14 protein-coding genes are annotated in these 17,920 nt (G+C 73.0%); 6 read left to right on the top strand and 8 right to left on the bottom strand.

All coding sequences use genetic code 11. From position 1 onward, the window contains the following. The first annotated feature begins 6 nt into the window (after positions 1-6). Positions 7-1,389: an aspartate aminotransferase family protein gene (locus tag ABD284_RS11245; protein WP_344142724.1), complete on the top strand. Its 1,383-nt coding sequence runs from the start codon at positions 7-9 to the stop codon at positions 1,387-1,389. 93 nt (positions 1,390-1,482) lie between these two features. Then, positions 1,483-2,052 (top strand): carboxymuconolactone decarboxylase family protein, encoded by a 570-nt coding sequence (locus ABD284_RS11240; protein ID WP_344142721.1) that lies wholly within the window; start codon positions 1,483-1,485, stop codon positions 2,050-2,052. Positions 2,053-2,223: 171 nt separating this feature from the next. On the opposite strand, the gene ABD284_RS11235 is transcribed toward ABD284_RS11240, so the two are convergent. From ABD284_RS11235 to ABD284_RS11225, 3 genes are all read right to left on the bottom strand, one after another. Further along, complete coding sequence (locus tag ABD284_RS11235; RefSeq protein ID WP_344142719.1) at positions 2,224-2,988, bottom strand: crotonase/enoyl-CoA hydratase family protein; 765 nt, start codon at positions 2,986-2,988, stop codon at positions 2,224-2,226. Positions 2,989-3,035: 47 nt separating this feature from the next. Next, the gene (locus ABD284_RS11230) at positions 3,036-3,809 is read right to left on the bottom strand and encodes an SDR family NAD(P)-dependent oxidoreductase (protein WP_344142718.1); all 774 of its coding nucleotides are present in this window, start codon (positions 3,807-3,809) and stop codon (positions 3,036-3,038) included. Positions 3,810-3,974: 165 nt separating this feature from the next. Then, complete coding sequence (locus tag ABD284_RS11225; protein ID WP_344142717.1) at positions 3,975-5,036, bottom strand: ROK family glucokinase; 1,062 nt, start codon at positions 5,034-5,036, stop codon at positions 3,975-3,977. Between the two features lie 413 nt (positions 5,037-5,449). Here ABD284_RS11225 and ABD284_RS11220 point away from each other — a divergent pair, with 413 nt between their 5' ends. Beyond that, on the top strand, positions 5,450-6,079 hold the full coding sequence (locus ABD284_RS11220; protein WP_344142840.1) for a hypothetical protein: 630 nt from the start codon (positions 5,450-5,452) through the stop codon (positions 6,077-6,079). Positions 6,080-6,440: 361 nt separating this feature from the next. Here the strand turns inward: ABD284_RS11220 and ABD284_RS11215 are convergent, their stop codons facing one another. Both ABD284_RS11215 and ABD284_RS11210 read right to left on the bottom strand, forming a co-directional pair. Next, positions 6,441-7,280, bottom strand: a complete 840-nt coding sequence (locus ABD284_RS11215; RefSeq protein ID WP_344142716.1) for a hypothetical protein — start codon at positions 7,278-7,280, stop codon at positions 6,441-6,443. A gap of 779 nt (positions 7,281-8,059) precedes the next feature. Then, positions 8,060-9,430: a KamA family radical SAM protein gene (locus ABD284_RS11210; protein ID WP_344142715.1), complete on the bottom strand. Its 1,371-nt coding sequence runs from the start codon at positions 9,428-9,430 to the stop codon at positions 8,060-8,062. Positions 9,431-9,920: 490 nt separating this feature from the next. Between ABD284_RS11210 and plsX the strand changes: the two genes are divergently transcribed. Together plsX and argS are read left to right on the top strand one after the other, a co-directional pair. After that, complete coding sequence (gene plsX / locus ABD284_RS11205) at positions 9,921-11,021, top strand: phosphate acyltransferase PlsX (RefSeq protein WP_344142714.1); 1,101 nt, start codon at positions 9,921-9,923, stop codon at positions 11,019-11,021. 254 nt (positions 11,022-11,275) lie between these two features. Next, positions 11,276-13,009 carry an arginine--tRNA ligase gene (gene argS, locus ABD284_RS11200; protein ID WP_344142713.1) on the top strand — a complete coding sequence of 578 codons (1,734 nt, stop codon included), beginning with the start codon at positions 11,276-11,278 and terminating at the stop codon, positions 13,007-13,009. A 1,419-nt stretch (positions 13,010-14,428) separates the two neighbouring features. Here the strand turns inward: argS and ABD284_RS11195 are convergent. Continuing rightward, entirely contained in the window at positions 14,429-15,172 is a 744-nt protein-coding gene (locus ABD284_RS11195; RefSeq protein ID WP_344142712.1) for a cellulose binding domain-containing protein, read from the bottom strand. Positions 15,173-15,369: 197 nt separating this feature from the next. Next, positions 15,370-15,933, bottom strand: a complete 564-nt coding sequence (locus tag ABD284_RS11190; RefSeq protein ID WP_344142710.1) for a hypothetical protein — start codon at positions 15,931-15,933, stop codon at positions 15,370-15,372. A gap of 367 nt (positions 15,934-16,300) precedes the next feature. On the opposite strand from ABD284_RS11190, the gene ABD284_RS11185 reads away from it, so the two are divergent. Beyond that, entirely contained in the window at positions 16,301-16,918 is a 618-nt protein-coding gene (locus ABD284_RS11185) for a YceI family protein (protein WP_344142709.1), read from the top strand. A gap of 35 nt (positions 16,919-16,953) precedes the next feature. On the opposite strand, the gene rbsK is transcribed toward ABD284_RS11185, so the two are convergent. Then, complete coding sequence (gene rbsK / locus ABD284_RS11180) at positions 16,954-17,877, bottom strand: ribokinase (RefSeq protein WP_386698768.1); 924 nt, start codon at positions 17,875-17,877, stop codon at positions 16,954-16,956. Positions 17,878-17,920 lie beyond the last annotated feature (43 nt).

Here is a 17,920-nt window from a genome sequence, read left to right as displayed (position 1 = left end):
AGCCAAGTGACAGCCCGGCAGCACGACACGTCCGGCGGCCTCCAACAGGCGGCCAAGGACCACCTGTGGATGCACTTCACCGAGATGGCGGCCTATAGCGATTCCGACATCCCGGTCATCGAGCGCGGCGAGGGAGCCTACGTCTACGATTCCCGGGGGCGCCGCCTGTTGGACGGGCTCTCCGGGCTCTTCGTCTCGCAGGTCGGCCACGGCCGCGGGGAGATCGCCGACGCCATCGCCGCGCAGGCCCGCGAGCTGGCCTACTTCCCCATCTGGACCTACGCCCATCCGACGGCGGTGCGCCTGGCCGACCGCCTCGCCCGCATGGCGCCGGGCGACTTGAACCGCGTATTCTTCACCACCAGCGGCTCCGAAGCCGTGGAGAGCGCCTGGAAGCTGGCCCGCCAGTACTTCAAGGCCGTCGGCCAGCCCACGCGGCACAAGGTCGTCAGCCGCGAGGTCGCCTATCACGGCACCACCATGGGAGCGCTGTCGATCACCGGCGTGCAGGATCTGAAGACGCCCTTCGAGCCGCTGGTGCCCACCACCGTCCAGGTGCCCAACACCAACCTCTACCGGGCGCGGGCGCACGGCGACGACCCCGAGGCGTTCGGCGCGTGGGCCGCCGACCGGATCGAGGACGCCATCGTGCAGAACGGCCCGGAGACCGTGGCCGCGGTCTACGTCGAGCCGGTGCAGAACTCCGGCGGCTGCTTCCCGCCGCCGCCCGGCTACCTGCAGCGGGTCCGCGAGATCTGCGACCGCTACGGCGTGCTGATGGTCTCCGACGAGGTCATCTGCGCCTTCGGCCGCCTCGGCGAGTACTTCGGCGCCGAGCGGTACGGCTACCTGCCCGACATGATCACCTTCGCCAAGGGCGTGACCTCGGGCTACGTGCCCATGGGCGGCGTGATCGCGCGGGAGCGGCTGATGGAGCCCTTCCAGGAGTCCGGCGGAATGTTCACCCACGGTGTCACCTTCGGCGGCCACCCCGTCGCCGCCGCGGCCGCCATGGCCAACCTGGACGTCTTCGAGGACGAGAAGCTGCTGGACAACGTGCGCCGCAACACCCCGGTGTTCCGGTCCGCCCTGGAGCGCCTGTACGACCTGCCCATCGTCGGCGACGTCCGCGGCGACGGCTACTTCTACGGCATCGAGCTGGTCAAGGACAAGGAGACCCGCGAGACCTTCACCGGCGACGAGGCCGCCCGGCTGCTCAAGGGGTTCCTCTCGCCCGCCCTCTTCGAGGCCGGTCTGATCTGCCGCGCCGACGACCGCGGCGACCCCGTCGTCCAGCTCTCCCCGCCGCTCATCTGCGGCCCCGAGCACTTCGACGAGATCGAGTCCGTCCTGCGCCGGGTGCTCTCCGAGGCCTGGCAGCGGATCTGACACCGCGGCCGGATCCGGCCGCGGATCCTTCCCCTCCCCGGCGCGCGGGGGCCGCCGCGGAGGGGCGGCGGCCGGCCGCGGCATAATCGTCGGATGCGCCACGGCCGGATCCACTGGTACTCCCCCGACGAGCTCGGCCCCGAGCAGCGGGCGATATACGACGGCGTGGTGGCCAAGTACGGCAGCGAGCCGGCGTTCGAGCTGTTCGACGAGCAGGGGCGGCTGCACGGGCCCTTCAACGCGATGCTGGCGGCCCCGGGCGTGGGCGCGGCGCTGCAGGGGCTCAGCGCGGCCGTGGGGGCGCGGACCACGCTGCCGGCGCGCGTCCGCGAGATCGTGGTCCTGTCCGTGGCCACCGCCCGCGCCAGCGCCTTCGAGTGGTCGGTGCACCGGCGGCTGGCCCGCGAGGCGGGGCTGACCGAGGCCGAGATCGCCGCGCTGGGCGGCCACGCCGTACCCGAGGCCTTCGGCCCCTCCGACCGCGCCGCCCTCGACTACGCCCGGGCGCTGCTGCGCGACCGCGACGCCTCCGAGGCCTGCCACGCGGCCGCCGAAGAGCACTTCGGCGAGGCCGGCGTGGTCGAACTGATCACCCTGGTCGGCTACTACGACATGCTGGCGACGATGCTGCGCGCGCTGGACGTCCCGCTTCCGCCCGGCTGAAGCCGCGCCGGGGCGGGCCGCGCCGTCCGCGGCTGGCCCGGGCGCCGACCGCTTCCGGAGGCCCCGCACTCAGACTGGGGGCGGGGCCCCGGTCTCCGGCAGGGACGGGGCCCCGGCCGCACTGCGGGCGGTGCGCACGTCGGCCGCGTGCCGCGCCGCGCCCGCTGCGGGTCATTCGCCCGTCCACCGGGGTTCGCGCTTCTCGGCGAAGGAGGCCGCGCCCTCCATGGCGTCGCGGCTGACGAAGACCGGGCCCGCGATCTCGTCCTGGCGCCGCCACATCTCATCGGCGGCCCAGTCGTCGGACTCGCCGATGACGCGCTTGGACACTGCGACCGCCATCGGGGCGTTGGCCGCGATGCGCCCCGCGAGCTCGCGGGCGCCCTCCAGCGCGACGCCGGGCGCGGTGACCTTGTTGACCAGGCCCAGCTCGGCCATGCGCGGCGCTTTGACGAAGTCGCCGGTCAGCGCGAGCTCCATCGCGATGTTGCGCGGGATGCGGTGCTGAAGGCGCAGCAGCCCGCCACCGCCGGCCACCAGTCCGCGCTTGACCTCGGGGATGCCGAACTTGGCGTCCTCGGCGGCGACCACCAGGTCGCAGGCCAGCACCGCCTCGAACCCGCCGGCCAGGGCGTAGCCCTCGACGGCCGCGACCAGCGGCTTTCGCGGCGGCCGCTGGGCGAACCCGGCGAACCCGCGCCCCTCGACCGTGGGGACCTCGCCCTGCATGAACGCCTTGAGGTCCATGCCCGCGCAGAAGGTCTGCCCGGCGCCGGTGAGCACGCCGACGACCAGGTCCGTGCGGGAGTCCAGCTCGTCCAGCGCATCGGCGACGCCCTGTGCCACGGCGGCGTTGACGGCGTTCTTGGCCTGCGGGCGGTTGATGGTGATGACGGCGACGCCGTCCTCGGCGGCGAAGCCCACCTCGTCGCTCATCGTGCTCCTCACTCGATTCCGCCTCCTCCCGCCGACCGCTGACGGCACTACTTCGGCGGCATGCGCAGGCCGCCGTCGATCCGGACGACCTCGGCGTTGATGTAGCCGTTCTCCAGCAGGGCGCGCGCCAGCTTGCCGAACTCGCCGGGGGTGCCCATGCGCTTGGGGAACGGCACCGGGGCGGCGAGGCGCTGCTTGAACTCCTCCGACTCGGGTCCCTGCCCGTAGATGGGGGTGTCCAGGATGCCCGGCGCGATGGTGTTGACCCGGATGCCCGCCGCGGCGAGGTCGCGAGCCGCGGGCACGGTCATGCCGATGACGCCGCCCTTGGAGGACGCGTACGCGATCTGGCCGATCTGCCCCTCCAGCCCGGCGACCGAGGCGGTGTTCACGATCGCGCCGCGCTCGCCGTCCTCGTTGACGGGCTCGGTGGCCGACATCGCCGCGGCCGAGAGGCGCAGCACGTTGAACGTGCCGATCAGGTTGACGTCGATGACCTTCTTGTAGGTGGCGAGGTCGTGCGGGGTACCCTCCTTGGTGACGGTGCGGTTGACCCAGCCGATGCCCGCGCACGACACCGCCACCCGAAGTGGGCGGCCGGTGGCCACGGCGGCGTCCACGGCCGCCTGCACCTGGGACTCGTCGGAGACGTCGGTGGCGACGAAGACGCCGCCGACCTCCTTGGCAAGCGCCTCTCCGCGCTCGGCGTTCAGGTCGGCGACCACGACCGTGGCCCCCGCGGACGCCAGCTCCTTGACGGTGGCCTCGCCCAGTCCGCTTGCGCCGCCGGACACCAGGGCGGCAACTCCATTCAGCTCCATGGGCGGCACTCTACAGACCCCGGACCGCCCCGACTAGAACGAGGTTCGGTTATTCCGGCACGGGTTCCCCGCGCCGGTCACCGGACGCGCGGCGGCATGCGGCGGGCGGGCGGACGGGGGCGCGGGGGTGCGCGTGCGGGCGGGCTTGTGCGGGCGGGCGGCGGGCTAGCGGGAGCGGCCGCGGATGCGGGCCGCGCTGCCGATGCGGCGCTGGCGGCGGCCCTGACGCCAGCGCGGCAGCGCGTCGCGGGCCAGGTCGGCCGCGCCGATCAGCCCGGCCTCGTTGCCCAGCTCCGCCGAGACGATGCGCGGCTCGGGCCGGTGACCGCGCCCGGTCAGCGTGCGCCGGAAGGCCCGCCGGGCGGGCTCCAGGAGCAGTTCGCCGCTTTGCGATACCCCACCGCCGATGACGAACAGGTCGGGGTCGAAGGCCGCCGCGAGGTTGGCCAGCCCCAGCCCGAGCCAGCCCCCGGCCTCCTCCAGCAGCTCCACGCACGCCATGTCGCCCGACCGCGCCAGCTCGCTCACCAGCGACCCGGTGATCAGCGACGGCGTGCCCGCCACCGCGGCGATCAGGCCCCGCGCCACCGGGGAGTCGGCCGCGGCCAGCTCGCGCGCCTCGCGGGTGACGGCGTTGCCGCTCGCGTACTGCTCCCAGCAGCCGCGGTTTCCGCACTCGCAGCGCAGCCCGCCCGGCACCACGGTCATGTGCCCGAACTCCCCGGCCATGCCGTGGCGGCCGCGGTAGAGCTCGCCGCCGATGACGACCGCGCCGCCGATCCCGGTGCCCAGGTTGACCACCACGGTGTCGGCGGCCTCGCGCCCGGCGCCCACCCGCGCCTCGGCCCACGCGGCGGCGTTCGCGTCGTTCTCGACCACCACCGGAAGCTGGATCCGGGAGCGCAGCGCCTCGCGCAGCGGCTCGTCGCGCCAGGACAGGTGGGGCGCGAACAGCACGGTCGCGCGCTGCTCGTCGACGAAGCCGGCGGCGCCCACGCCCACCGCCCGCACCGGGTAGGCGCGCCGGAGCCGTTCGACCACCTCGACGATGGTGTCCTCGACGACCTTGGGGCTCTTGCTTCGGTCGGGGGTCTCGGCGCGGTCGCGTGCCAGGATGCGGCCGCCGGGTGTCACCACTCCGGCGGCGACCTTGGTGCCGCCGATGTCGACGCCGATCACCAGGCCGCGGTGATGGATCCGGGCGGCGTTGTCGCGCGAAGAAGCCATCGTCCGGCCACTCTAAACGAACCGGCCCGCCCGGCGCCTACGCGGCCGCGGCCGCCGCGGGGCCCGGCCGACGACGACACCCCGGCCTGCGGGGCACAGCACCCGCCGACTCCGCCCACCCGACACCTCGGCCGCGGCCGCCGCCCAGAGGCAGCGGCGCCAGAACGAAACCGCGCGCCCCCAACTCTGCCGGCCACGACGCCACAGAAGGAGCGGCCACCATCACCCAAAGGCGCGAGGCCAGTGGAAGGGCGAACGATGCGTAGCGGGCGCGGCGCGCGGCACGCGGCCGACGTGCGCACCGCCCGCAGCGCGGGCAGTGCGCGCCATCAGCGCCGGAATGTGCATTCGAGCGACGTGGTCTGCCCGGCGGCGCGGCCCAATAATGCCGAATAAAAGAACACTTCTTGAGTGTGCACTTGCAGGCCTGGAGCGGTCTCCATAATCTGCCGGTCATGTTCGTGCGACGGCTGCAGGCGGCGGCGCTTTTCCTCGGCCCGGTCATCTTCGCTGTTTCACCGTTCTTCTGGACCGGCGGGCATTACGGCGTGAACGGCGGAATGCTGATCGCACTGTCCATGGTGCCGTGGGTATACGGACTTATCGGCGAATATGAACGGATACGCGAACACGTCCCCAATGTTGCGGGGATCTGGTTGCTGATACTGCTGGTAGGCATGTTCGGCAGCATCGCGTTCGGGCTGCAGGGATTCTTCGAGGGCACCTTCGGCCTGGACGGCAGGGCGGCACTCGAGGGATTCGACGACTATCCGCCGCAGGGCTTTCTCGTCCTGTGGCTGCCGGGCCCGGTGTTTCCCCTGGCGCTCCTGACTTTCGGCCTGATCATCGGTTGGACGCGAACGTCCCCTCTATGGGTCGCCGCCCTCATCTGCCTCGCTGCCGTCGCGTTCCCGGCCGGCCGAGCCCTCCGCCTCGAATGGGTCGCCTACATCGTCGACGTCCTGGTGATCATTCCCTTCGCTCAACTCGCTTGGCGCTCCTGGCATGACCCGAGGACGGTTCCACGACCCCCTGACCGGTGAGGGACTGAGTCATCGGCGCATCAGCCGCCGACCGGGCGGGGGGTGGTCGTCGAGGGCGGTGTGCAGGAAGCGGTGCCGTTTTCCGGTGCCGCCGGTGTCCGTGTCGGCGCGCCGCGGCGGCCCGGCCCGGTACCTTGCGGCCGCCGCCGTCGGGCATGCGGCCGGGTCTCTTGAGGTCGACGTGGATGGGCGGGGCGTTGTTGCTGCGGCATGTGGGGGCTCCTGAGCAGGCCTCTTGAGCACCGGTGCTGATGTCGCAGGGCGCACCGGAATTCGGAAAGTCCTCTCGTCCCGCAGCCACCGCCACGGGTGTGCTGGCTGCTACCAGTGCCGGGACATCACAACCCCGGCAGATGCACGTCTAGACGGCGCGGGACAGCACCGGCGCCTCGCCCGGCGGATCGCCGGGCGCCGGTCCGGGCCGCGGCGCGGACGGCGGCTCCAGGTCGTGGCGTCCGGCGATGAGCTCCTGGACGCGGATCTTGGCCTTGATCAGCGGCCGCCGGAGGCGCAGGTCGCGGCGGACCGCCTGGGCCAGCTTGGCCGAGCCCGCGGGGTAGCGCCACCGCGCCCACGGCGAGCCGGGAACAGCCAGCCGCACGGCCGCCACCACCGATATCGCGGGCACGAAGACCCCGGTCAGCCCGGTCCAGATCTTGCCCTTGAGCAGGCTGACCACCGAGCCCACGAGGTTGACCAGCGTCAGCGTCAGCAGTCCCGCCTGGGCGCCGGCCTGCCAGCCGCCGCCGGGCCCGGCCGACTGCACCCACTCCCAGCCGAAGGGCCGGAACCCGGTCAGCAGCAGGCCGGTGAGCGCGACCGCGACGAACACCGCATCGACCGAGGCGCGCCCCTGCTCGGTCCAGTACACGTCGCGCAGATGCAGGATCAGCGCGAACTCGTCGAGCACCAGCGCCGCACCCAGGCCGAAGAGGGCCGCGGCCGCGGCGACGGCCGGGCCCTGCCGGTCGGTGATCAGCAGCGCCGCGACGCCGCCGACCATCATCAGGGCCACGCCGAAGACCACGTGGTGGATGTGCAGGCCGCCGGGCCGCAGGTTGCCGGGCCACCAGCGGACCCCCGCGCGGATCATCCGCACGCTCATCCTGATCAGCAGGAAGCCGGATACGAAGGCGACGAAGAAACAGAAGAGCGGCAGCCGGCCCGTCGCCACGACAGTACTGCCGAACCACTCAGCCATCGGACTCCTCGAGTGCGACACCGGCCCGCGGGGGTTGAGGGAGGTAGGCCGGACCCAACACTATGTCGCCCGGACAGGAGCGGGGGCGCAGCGGCGCCGTGGATGCGGACCGAAACCCCTATGACGCGGAGGCGACGGGACGGGTGTGGCGTACTCGCGGGGCGGCGGAGCCCGCGCAGGGAAGGGTTCGGACGGCCGCCCGGTCGCCTGCGCCTACGTCGGCTCCAGATCCGCCGGAAACGCCTTCCACTCGTGCGTGGGGAGGGAGGTGTGCCCCTGCCCCCGGTTCTGCGTGTCACTGAGGTCGACCGCCGCGGGTTTTCCCGCGCTTCTACATAGTGGGTGCCCGTGTCCGAATGGCAGCATCTGTGAAAACCGTTCGGGACTGTCATCGCAGCATCCCGCCCAGCAGCTTCATGCTGTGCGCTTCCGGGAGGGCGCGGGGCGCGGGTGCTTCGCCTCCGCGCGGCGGGCGGTGTGGTCGTGCGGCGGCGCCTCCGCCGGCGCAACAGGGTGCGTCCCCATGCGCTCCGCCTGACTCCGCTTTCTCTGCCACCTCCGCCTCCGTGAGGCGGGGCCCTCCGGGCGTGAGGCGACCGGCGGAAGGTCAGGAAGGCCCACTCCCGTGCGCCTCGTGTGCCCGTGCGCCTCGTGTGCCCGTGCGGGGGCGCCCTTTGCGCCCGCGCGGCCTCCGCGGCGTCCTCAAGCGGTCGGGCCCGGCCGCCGGTGCCGCGCGCCGAAAGGGCGCACACCGGCGGCCGGGGCGGTCGGTTTCGGGCCTACGGGTGCGCCGCGCCGATGCGCGGGGCCGCGCCGCCGCGCAGCTCCCGCTCGTGGGGGAAGCGGGCGGCGCCGAGTGCGGGTTCCAGGTCGGAGAGCCAGACGGCCTTCTCGTCGTAGCGGGCGAAGAAGGGCCTTCCCACGAGCTCGGGGTCGCGGGCCTGGATGAAGTGGCAGACGAACACCTTCTCGCCGGCCACCTCGGCAACCCCGTCGATGCACACCTTGCCGGGCGTGGCCGACATGGAGGGCCCGCGCACGGTGCGCGCCAGGCCGGAGACCTCGGCGAAGGCGCCGCGGAAGATCTCGTAGGCCTCGGCCAGCGGGACGGCGAAGTAATCCTGGGGCCCGGTGTCGCGCTCGACGAACATGTAGTAGGGCACCATGCCGTGGCGGACGTGGCTGCGCCACATGCTCGCCCATGTGGCCGGGTCGTCGTTGATGGTGCGGATCAGCGGCGCCTGGGTTCGGATGACCGCGCCTGTGTCGCGGATGCGCGCGACGGCCTTGCGGACCAGGTCGGGCGCCATCTCGTTGGGGTGGGAGAAGTGCGCCATGAACGCGAGGTTCTTGCCTGCGGCGACGACCTCCTCGAACAGGCGCAGCGTGCCCTCCGCATCGGGGTCGGTGGTGAAGCGCTGCGGCCAGTAGGCCAGCGACTTCGTGCCGATGCGGATCGACTCCAGGGTCTCCACGCCCAGCAGCGGCTCGATGTAGCGCCGCAGCACCGTCTCGCCCATGATCATCGGATCGCCGCCGGTGAGCAGGACGCTGGTGACCTCGGGGTGCCGGTGCAGGTACTCGACCAGATGGTCGACCTCGCTGGAGGCGAACTTGAGGTCGGGCTCGCCGACGAACTGCGCCCAGCGGAAGCAGTACGTGCAGTAGGCGTGGCAGGTCTGGCCCTGCTTGGGGAAGAACAGCACGGTCTCGTGGTACTTGTGCTGCATGCCCTCCAGCGGGTCCTTGCCCGTGGAGGTGGGGACGTTGAGCTCCATCTGCCCGGCCGGGTGGGGGTTCAGCCGCGCGCGGATCTCGTTGGCCGCGCGGTTGACCTCCGACCGGGCTGCGTCCTGGCGCAGCAGGTCGGCCATCCGGGAGACGTCGGCGGAGGGCAGCATGTCCGCTTGGGGGAAGACCAGCCGGTAGATCGGATCGTCCGGCGCGGCGTCCCAGTCGATCAGCTCGTCGACGACGTAGCTGTTGACCCGGAACGGCAGCACCGTGGCGACCGCTCGGACCGCGAGGCGCTCGGCCTCGCCCAGACCGGCGCGAGCCGTGAGCTCGTCCAGGTGCTTCGTCGTGTAGGCACGAAACCGGCGCCCGGTCGACTCGGGCGGGGACGGTGCCGCGTCGTGCGTCAAGCTCACGTGTCTCCTTTCCTGGGGGCGACGGCCCGCCGTGCGGGTGCAGCAGGGCAGGCGGTAGCCGGGGAGCCCGCGGTCGGCGGGCTTCCCGCGAATCATGGACCAGCTGTTGTGGGCCGGAAGGGACGATTGTCCCGAACCGGCCGAAGGTCGGTCTTACCCGAATCCCTATGGTTCGTACCCAGTTTCCCGCCGCCAACTGCTGAGCAGGGCCTTTTCACACTCCTGTGGACGCCGCGGGGCGGGGGGCGGGCACCGCTGCGCGTAACCTGGGCGCGTACGGTCAGGTGCGCCTGGGTGCGGGGGCGCGAGGCGAGAGGGTCGGCCGCGGCCTGTGCGTCCCGCGGCCGGGGCTGACGGTCAGGGTCGGGAATGACGGTCGAGGTCGGGGGATGACGGCCTCGGCCAGGGGCTGACGGTCGGGGCCGGGGCAGGGTCGGGGCCGGGGGCCGATCCCTGGCCGACGTTAACGGCGATCGAATGAGGGGGGCGGGTGACCACACCGCAGGCGGGCGCCCGCGACGGGCGCGGCGGGCCGGTCATCGCCCTGGACGCGATGGGCGGCGACCACGGTCCGCGGGAGGCGGTCAGAGGCGCCGTCCGGGCTGTGCGCGAACACGGACTGCGCGTCGTGCTGGTCGGCAGACGCGCCGAGGTCGCCCGGCTGCTCGCCGAGGAGGAGGCCGTGGGCGCCATGCCCGTCCTGCACGCGGAGGACGCGCTGGCCATGCATGAGGGCGCGCTGGCGAGCTGGCGCCGTCCGCGGTCCAGCGTCGCGGTGGCCTGCAAGCTCATCCGCCAAGGCGAGGCGAGCGCGCTGGTCTCGGCCGGGTCCACCGGCGGTGTGGTCGCCACCTCGACGGTGCGGCTGCGCACCCAGCAGGGGATCATGCGGCCGGCGCTGGCCGTGGCGCTGCCGACGCGGCCGCGCCCCACCATCCTGCTCGACGCGGGCGCCAACGCCGACGCCAAGCCCGAGATGCTGGTGCAGTTCGCGCACTTGGGCGCCGCTTACGCCCGCAGCGCGTTCGGCGTGGAGGAACCGCGGGTGGCGATGCTGACCATCGGCTCGGAGCCGGGCAAGGGCAACCGGCTGGCCCGCAAGACCGCCGAACTGCTGACGGCCGCCGCCGCGCAGGCGCCGCACGCCACGCGGCTGGACTTCCGCGGCAACGTGGAGGGCCACGACCTCCTCGCGGGCGAGGTCGACGTGGTGGTCACCGACGGGTTCACCGGCAACGTCGCGCTGAAGTCGGTCGAAGGCGCGGTGCGTTTCACGTTGCAGGCCGTGGGAGAGGCGATGACCTCGACCACCATCGCCAAGGCCGGGTCCCTGCTGCAGCGCAGGGCGCTGCGCGAGCTGCGCGACCGGCTGGACAGCGACACCTACGGCGGCGCGGTGCTGCTGGGGCTCAACGGCAGCGTGGTCATGGCCCACGGCGCCAGCCGCGCACCGGCGATCGAGCGCGCCTGCCTGCTCGCCCACGACCTGACCTCCGGCGGGATCAGCGAGGAGGTGCGCAGCCGGGTCCAGGCCGCGGCGCGCACCGCCCGGCGGCCCCGCCTGGGAGCGGCCGAGGACCACGCGCGCTAGCCGGGGCCCGCGGTCTGGCCGGGGCGTTCGGCACGTTCGGGGGGTCCGGGGGCGGGTGTCCGGGCGCGGGGGTCCGGGTGGCCGGGGGCAAGTGTCCGGGGCGCACCGACCTTCGTGTTGGCGCGGGCCCGCGGCACCCGGGGCACAGCGCCTCCCGCGGCGGCGGTCAGGTGCGCGCAGCGCCGCGCGTCGGCCCGCACCGGGCCTGTGGAAACCGCACCGGGGCGGTATGGCAGGTCGGTAGGCTTGACGTCATGGCCGACCCGCAGGAGATCCTCGCAGCACGGGTCCAGTCCGCACTCGGCGCCGCACTGGGCGCCGATTTCGCCGAGACCGACCCTGTCATCCGTCCGTCCCAGTTCGCCGACTACCAGGCCAACGCCGCACTGGCGCTGGCCAAGCGACTCGGCCGAGCCCCGCGCGACGTCGCCGCCGACATCGTCGCGCACCTGGACGTCGGCGACATGTGCCGCGAGGTCGAGATCAGCGGCCCCGGCTTCGTGAACCTGACCCTGCGCGACGACTGGATCGCCGGGCAGGCGCAGAACCAGCTGGACGACCCGCGCGCGGGCGTGCCGCGCCAGGACGCCCAGACCGTGGCGATCGACTACTCCGCGCCCAACGTCGCCAAGGAGATGCACGTCGGGCACCTGCGCACCACCGTGGTGGGCGACGCCCTGGCGCGCGTGCTGGAGGCGCTGGGCCACGGCGTGGTCCGCCAGAACCACATCGGCGACTGGGGCACGCCCTTCGGCATGCTCATCGAGCACCTGCTCGACTCGGGCGAGGGCTCGGCCGAGGCCGAGCTGGTCAAGACCGACCCCAACGCTTTCTACCAGGCCGCACGCGAGAAGTTCGACGGCTCGCCGGAGTTCGCGGCGCGGGCACGCAAGCGTGTGGTGGAGCTGCAGGCGGGCGACCCCGAGACCCTGCGGCTCTGGCAGGAGCTGGTCGACCTCTCCACGGTCTACTTCAACCGGATCTACGCCAAGCTCGACGTCACGCTCACCGACGCCGACCTCGCCGGCGAGAGCAAGTACAACGACATGCTCCCCGGTATCTGCGAGGAGCTGGAGCGGCGGGGCATCGCCGAGATCAGCGAGGGCGCGCTGTGCGTCTTCCTCGACGGCTTCACCGGCCGCGAGGGCAAGCCGGTGCCGCTGATCGTGCGCAAGAGCGACGGCGGCTACGGCTACGGCACCACCGACCTCGCCACGGTCAAGTACCGGGTCGAGGAGCTGGGCGCCCACCGCCTGCTCTACGTCATCGGCGCGCCGCAGTCACTCCACCTGCGGATGGTGTGGGAGACCGCGCGCAAGGCCGGATGGCTGCCCGAGGGCGTCGACCCCGTCCACGTGCAGATCGGCAACGTGCTCGGCTCCGACGGCAAGATCCTGCGCACCCGCAGCGGCAAACCCATCCGGCTGATGGAGCTGCTGGACGAGGCGGTGGAGCGCGCGGCCAAGGTGGTCGCCGACAACCGTCCCGACCTGGACGAGGACACCCGCGCCGGCATCGCCCGCGAGGTCGGCATCGGGGCGGTCAAGTACGCCGACCTCTCGGTCTCCCACGACACCGAGTACGTCTTCGACTACGACCGGATGCTGGCGCTGAACGGCAACACCGGCCCTTATCTGCAGTACGCGACCGCGCGTATCCGCTCCATCTTCCGCAAGGGCGGGGTCGACCCCGCGGCCGCGGCGGGCCCGGTCGCGATCACCGAGCCGGCCGAACGCGAGCTGGCGCTGTCCCTCCTGGGTTTCGGCCCGGCCGTGGCCTCCGTGGGCGCGACCCTGGAGCCGCACCGGCTGTGCACCTACCTGTTCGACCTCGCGCAGGCGTTCACCGGGTTCTTCGAGAACTGCCCCGTCCTCCAGGCCGAGGACCCGGCGGTGCGCGAGTCCCGCTTCGCGCTGATCGCGGCCACCCTGCGCACCTTGGAGAGCGGTCTGAACCTGCTGGGTGTGCGCGCACCGGAGCAGATGTAACCATCGCAGCACGCCCGGGGAGATCCACGGGCGCGCAAGCGATGGGGTGATGAGAGCGGCGGGTGGCCCGCCCCGCGGTAGTCGGCCCGGGTGGCAGTGGTTGGGCGCGCGACGAGGCAGCAACGGCGGCGGATGATCGAGCCCGCGACCATCGGTCCGGCTACTTCCGGATACCCACGCGACGAGGCAGCAACGACAGCGGACGGTCGAGCCCGCGACCATCGGCCCCGCCGCCCCCGGTTGAACTCCCAACGAGGCAGCAAGGGCGGTGGGTGGTCGAGCCCGCCAGTATCGGTCCGGCTCCCCCGGTTGCGCACGCGACGAGGCAGCGAGGACGGCGGGGGTCCAGCCCGCCAGTATCGGTCCGGCTCCCCCGGTTGCGCACGCGACGAGGCAGCAAGGGCGGCGGGGGGTCCAGCCCGCGACCATCGGTCCGGGTGCCGGTGGTTGGGCGCACGACGAAGCAGCGACGGCGGCGGATGGCCCGCCCCGCGGTAGTCGGCCCGGGTGGCAGTGGTTGGGCGCACGACGGAGCAGCGAGGACGGCGGGGGGTCGAGCCCGCGACCATCGGTCCGGGTGCCCAAAGGTTGCGCACGCGACGGGGACAGCAACGGCGGCGGGTGACCAGGCCACGGCCATCGGTCCGGCTGCCCCCGGTTACCCACGCGACGAGGCAGCAACGACAGCGGACAACCCGGCCCGCGACCATAGGAGACGAGACCCGCCGGATGCACACGGCGGCACCCCGGAGCGCCGCAGCACCCGTCCACGCAAGGCGATTCCTCCTTATGTGTCCGGATTACACCCCGCATAGAAGACCCTGCGTCGCCGCCGACGGCGACGAGACCCGCCGAATGCATGCCTGAAGGGCCTCCAGCGACGGTTTTCGGCGGCCCCGTCGCCCCGGGGGCGGTCGCAACACTCGGGGAAACAGACAAAACGGGACAAGAAGGCGTCACGTTTTCCGCATGACGGAAGCGCGGTGGACGGCGGCGGCGCCTCGCTGGTTTGAGCAGACTCATGCTCCCCCGATGGCTCACCTGGGGGCGGTATGCCCGAAATTTTCCCGCCAGGTCCGCCACCGGTGCCGGTACTCGCCGCTTCACCGCCTTCGCCCCCGCCGCCCCCGCCGCCCCCGCCGCCCCCGTTGGTCGTGGCATCGGCGGCGCCGTGCTCGGTGGGCGCGGGGTCGACCATCCGCGTCCGCGACGAAGCGGGCGGGTCGTGTTCCTTCCCCGAGGGGTCGCGCGCCTCCGCCGCTTCTGCGTTGGCGCTCGCCGGGGATCGCCCTGCGGGACGCACGGTGACGGTGGGCAATCTGGAGGTGTTCGGCTTTGAGGAGGTGGACACGCCCGTGCAGCGCCCCGTGCGCCGCTCGTGCGGTGGGCGGACAGGAGGGGGCCGGTTGAGGCGGCGGCTCAGGCCGGGGTGCAGGTCAGCCGGGGGTTTCCGTTGTCGCCCCTGGCGCTGCCGATGAAGCCGAATGCGGTGCTCTCCCCGGCGGCCAGCTCGCCGTTGCGGCCGACGTCGCTCGCGGTATAGCTGCCCCCGCCGCCGGACACCTCGGCGTTCCACGCGTGGTGGATCCTCTGGCCGTCGGGGAAGTCCACGGCCACCCGCCAGCCGTTGATCGGTGCGTCGGCGCTGACCGTGACCTCGGCCTGGAAGCCGCTGGACCACTCGTTGGTCACCGAGTAGCCGACCGCGCAGCCCCCGCTGGGCTCCGCCCCCGAGCCGGACGGCTCCTCACCGCCTGCCTGGGTGCCCTGGGGCGCCGTGCCGCCGTCCGGCCCTTCCGCGCCGGCGCCGCCCTGGCCCCTTCCGTCGGCCTCGGCCTGCTCCGACTCCTCCGGCGAGGGCTCCGCGGGCGTCGCCGAGGGCGCGCGGGCTTCGGCGGAGCTCTGCTGCTGGCCGTCGGCCACCGGCGCCTGGCTCGTGCTCGGGCTCGCGCTCGCCTCGTGCGGGGACGGAGGCGGTGGCGGATCGGCCACGTCCACTTCGGTGTCCCCGCCGCTCAGCACCATGCCCGCGATCAGCAGCCCGCTGCAGGCCAGCCCGCCGGACACGGCTCCGGCCGCGAGCAGGCGGCGCTTGCGCCGCTCCCGCCTGCGCCGCGCCATCCGGGTGGGGGCCGGCTCCGCGTCGTGCGTGTCGCTGCTCATACGGATCGCTGACTATTCGGGGGGATGAACGCGCCGGCGCCGGTTCCGTGGAAGGCAGGGGACCCGCGGCACCCAGGCAGCACAAGGGTACAACGCGGACACATCCGCACAAGGCGGACGCGGCCGGATCCGACCGCCGCCGACTGCATCGTCCGGCTGCGGGCGGGCGAGGACAGGCACCGACGCGGCCGGTGCGGTCAGTAGGGGTAGTCGGTGTACTCGTCCGTGGGCGTGCTGTCGGGAGACTCGGGGATGTCCCAGTCGCCGTCCTGCCACGGCGGCGAATCCGGATGGCCGTCGCCCGGCCCGTCTCCCGACCCCGGGCCGCCGCCGTCCTGCCAGTCCTGCCATTCCCGCCAGTCGCGGCCGTCGCCGTCTTGCTCCCCTCCGGAGCCGGATCCGGCGCCCGCGCCGGAGCCCGTGCCGCCGTCCGCACCGTCTCCGCCTTGGGCCGGCGCGCTGCTCTCGGTCTCCGGGACCGCAACGGGGGCCGATGCTTCGGCGGAGATCTGCTGCCTGCCGTCGTCCACCGGGGCCGGGGTCGGGGATGCGCTGGCGCCGCCGGGCGGCGGTGGCGGGTCGTCCACCCCGACTTCGGTGCCCTCGCCGCTCAGCGCCATGCCCATGATGAGCACACCGCTGCAGGCCAGGCCGGCGGTCAGGACACCGGCCGCGAGCAGGCGGCGCTTGCGGCGCCGTTCCTGCCTGCGCCGAGCGGTCCGGGTCAGGACCGGCTCCGCGCCGTGCGTATCGCTGCTCATACGGATCGCTGACTTCTCGGGGGACGGGCGCACAGGCGCCGGTTCCATAGGGTGCAGGGGGCCCACGGCGCACAGGCTCCACAAGGGTACAACGCGTCCATCCCGGACCGAGGCCGCAAAGCACCGCATCCGGACGGATCACCCTCCGGGAATGTGAGATACGCGATAGCGGAATGCGTGAAAGGCGACCGAAAGCAGTCTTTCACCGAGGACCGATACCCCTTGACCGTCGCGCACCGGCAATGGGGAACCGCGCGTGCGCCCCGGAGAATCCCCCGCCGTCCGGCGAGTAACCCCAGGTGCGATGCCGAAAGGCGTTGAAACGGGATATTAGCCTGAGATAGATCGAAACGAGGGGAAAGCAGACATGAACCCACACTCGTCCGAAGGCTACGACTTCGGCCCCGCGCCGGGCCACTGGCATCTGGATCCCATCCACTCCTGCATCATCTTCGTCGCCCGCTACCTGCGCTACGGCCGGGTTCAGGGTACGTTCAGCGACGCCAAGGGAGCGGTGATGGTGGCCGAGGATCCCATGCAGTCCAAGGTCGACGTCGGTATCCGCGCGTCCTCGGTCAACACGGGTGTGCAGGCGCGCGACGACCACCTGCGGTCCGCGGACTTCCTGGATGTGCAGAACCACCCCGAGATCAGGTTCACCAGCACCCGGATCGAGGAGCGCGCCGTGCAGAAGCGCACCTTCCTCCTCCACGGCGACCTCACGATCCACGGCACCACGCGGCCGATCACCCTCGACTGCCAGTGGGCGGGCGAGGCCCCCGACTACGCGAGCCCCGAGGACACCTACGGGCACTTCTTCGCCGGCAACGCCCAGATCCGGCTGTCGGACTTCGGCGTGGGCGACGGCGGGCCCGTGCCCTGGGGAGGCCGCCTGGTCGGCGACACCATCGACATCGTCCTCGAACTGCGGGTCCAGGACACCGACCCGATCCACTTCCAGCGCCAGATCGGCCACGTGGCCTGACGGCCCCGCACCGGCGCCGCCCGAAGGTCTGGTGATCAGCCTTCGGCCAGCAGTTCCTCGATCTCGGCGCGCTCCGGCATGGAGGGCGCCGCTCCGTGCCGCTGAACGGACAGGGCGGCGGCCGCGGCGGCGAAGCGCAGCGCGTCCTCGGGCCCGCGCCCCTCCGCCCGGGCGACGGCGAACGCGCCGCAGAACGTGTCGCCCGCGGCCGTGGTGTCGACCGGGACCACACGGCGGGCCGGCACGTGGACGGGCTCTTCGCCCCGCGCTCCGTAGAGGGAGCCGTCCTCGCCGAGCGTGATGATCGCCTCGGGCACCGTGCGCAGCAGCGCCGCCAGCGCCTCGCGCGGATCGGTCTCACCGGTGATGGCCGCGGCCTCGTGCTGGTTGGGCACCAGCAGGTCCACGGCCTCAAGCAGCTCAGCGGGCAGCTCCCGTGCGGGCGCCGGGGTCAGCACGGTCGGTACACCCGCGGCGCGCCCGGCGCGCGCGGCCGCGACGACCCCCTCCATCGGCAGCTCCAGCTGCAGGAGCAGGGCCGCGCTGCCCTCGATCAGCGCCGCGTCACCGTCGAGCAGTCCGGTGACCTCGCCGTTGGCTCCGGGCACGACGATGATCGAGTTGGCGCCGTCCGCCTCCACCACGATGTGGGCGACCCCCGAGGCACCGGCCACCGTGCGCAGCCGCGACACCTCGACCCCGCATTCGACGAGGTTCGTGCGCAGCTGCGTGCCGAACGCGTCGTCGCCCACCGCCCCGAGGAAGGCCGTGTCGGCCCCGGCGCGGGCCGCCGCCACCGCCTGGTTGGCGCCCTTGCCGCCGGGAACCTGGGCGAAGCTCGTGCCCGTGACCGTCTCGCCCCTGCCGGGGGCGGCCTCGACGTAGGCGACGAGGTCGGTGTTCACGCTGCCGAAGACCGCGATGCGCGGCCGTACCGCGGGGGAGGTGGTCGAAGTCACGCCCCGAACCATATCGGCCGGCCTGCGTGCGCCGGAGCCGCCC

Origin of the sequence: Streptomonospora arabica, assembly GCF_039531585.1 — a bacterium.
In the GTDB taxonomy this organism is placed as follows: domain Bacteria; phylum Actinomycetota; class Actinomycetes; order Streptosporangiales; family Streptosporangiaceae; genus Streptomonospora; species Streptomonospora halophila.
The sequence above is the reverse complement of the archived record's forward strand: the minus strand, read 5'-3'. Positions and strand labels throughout refer to the sequence as shown.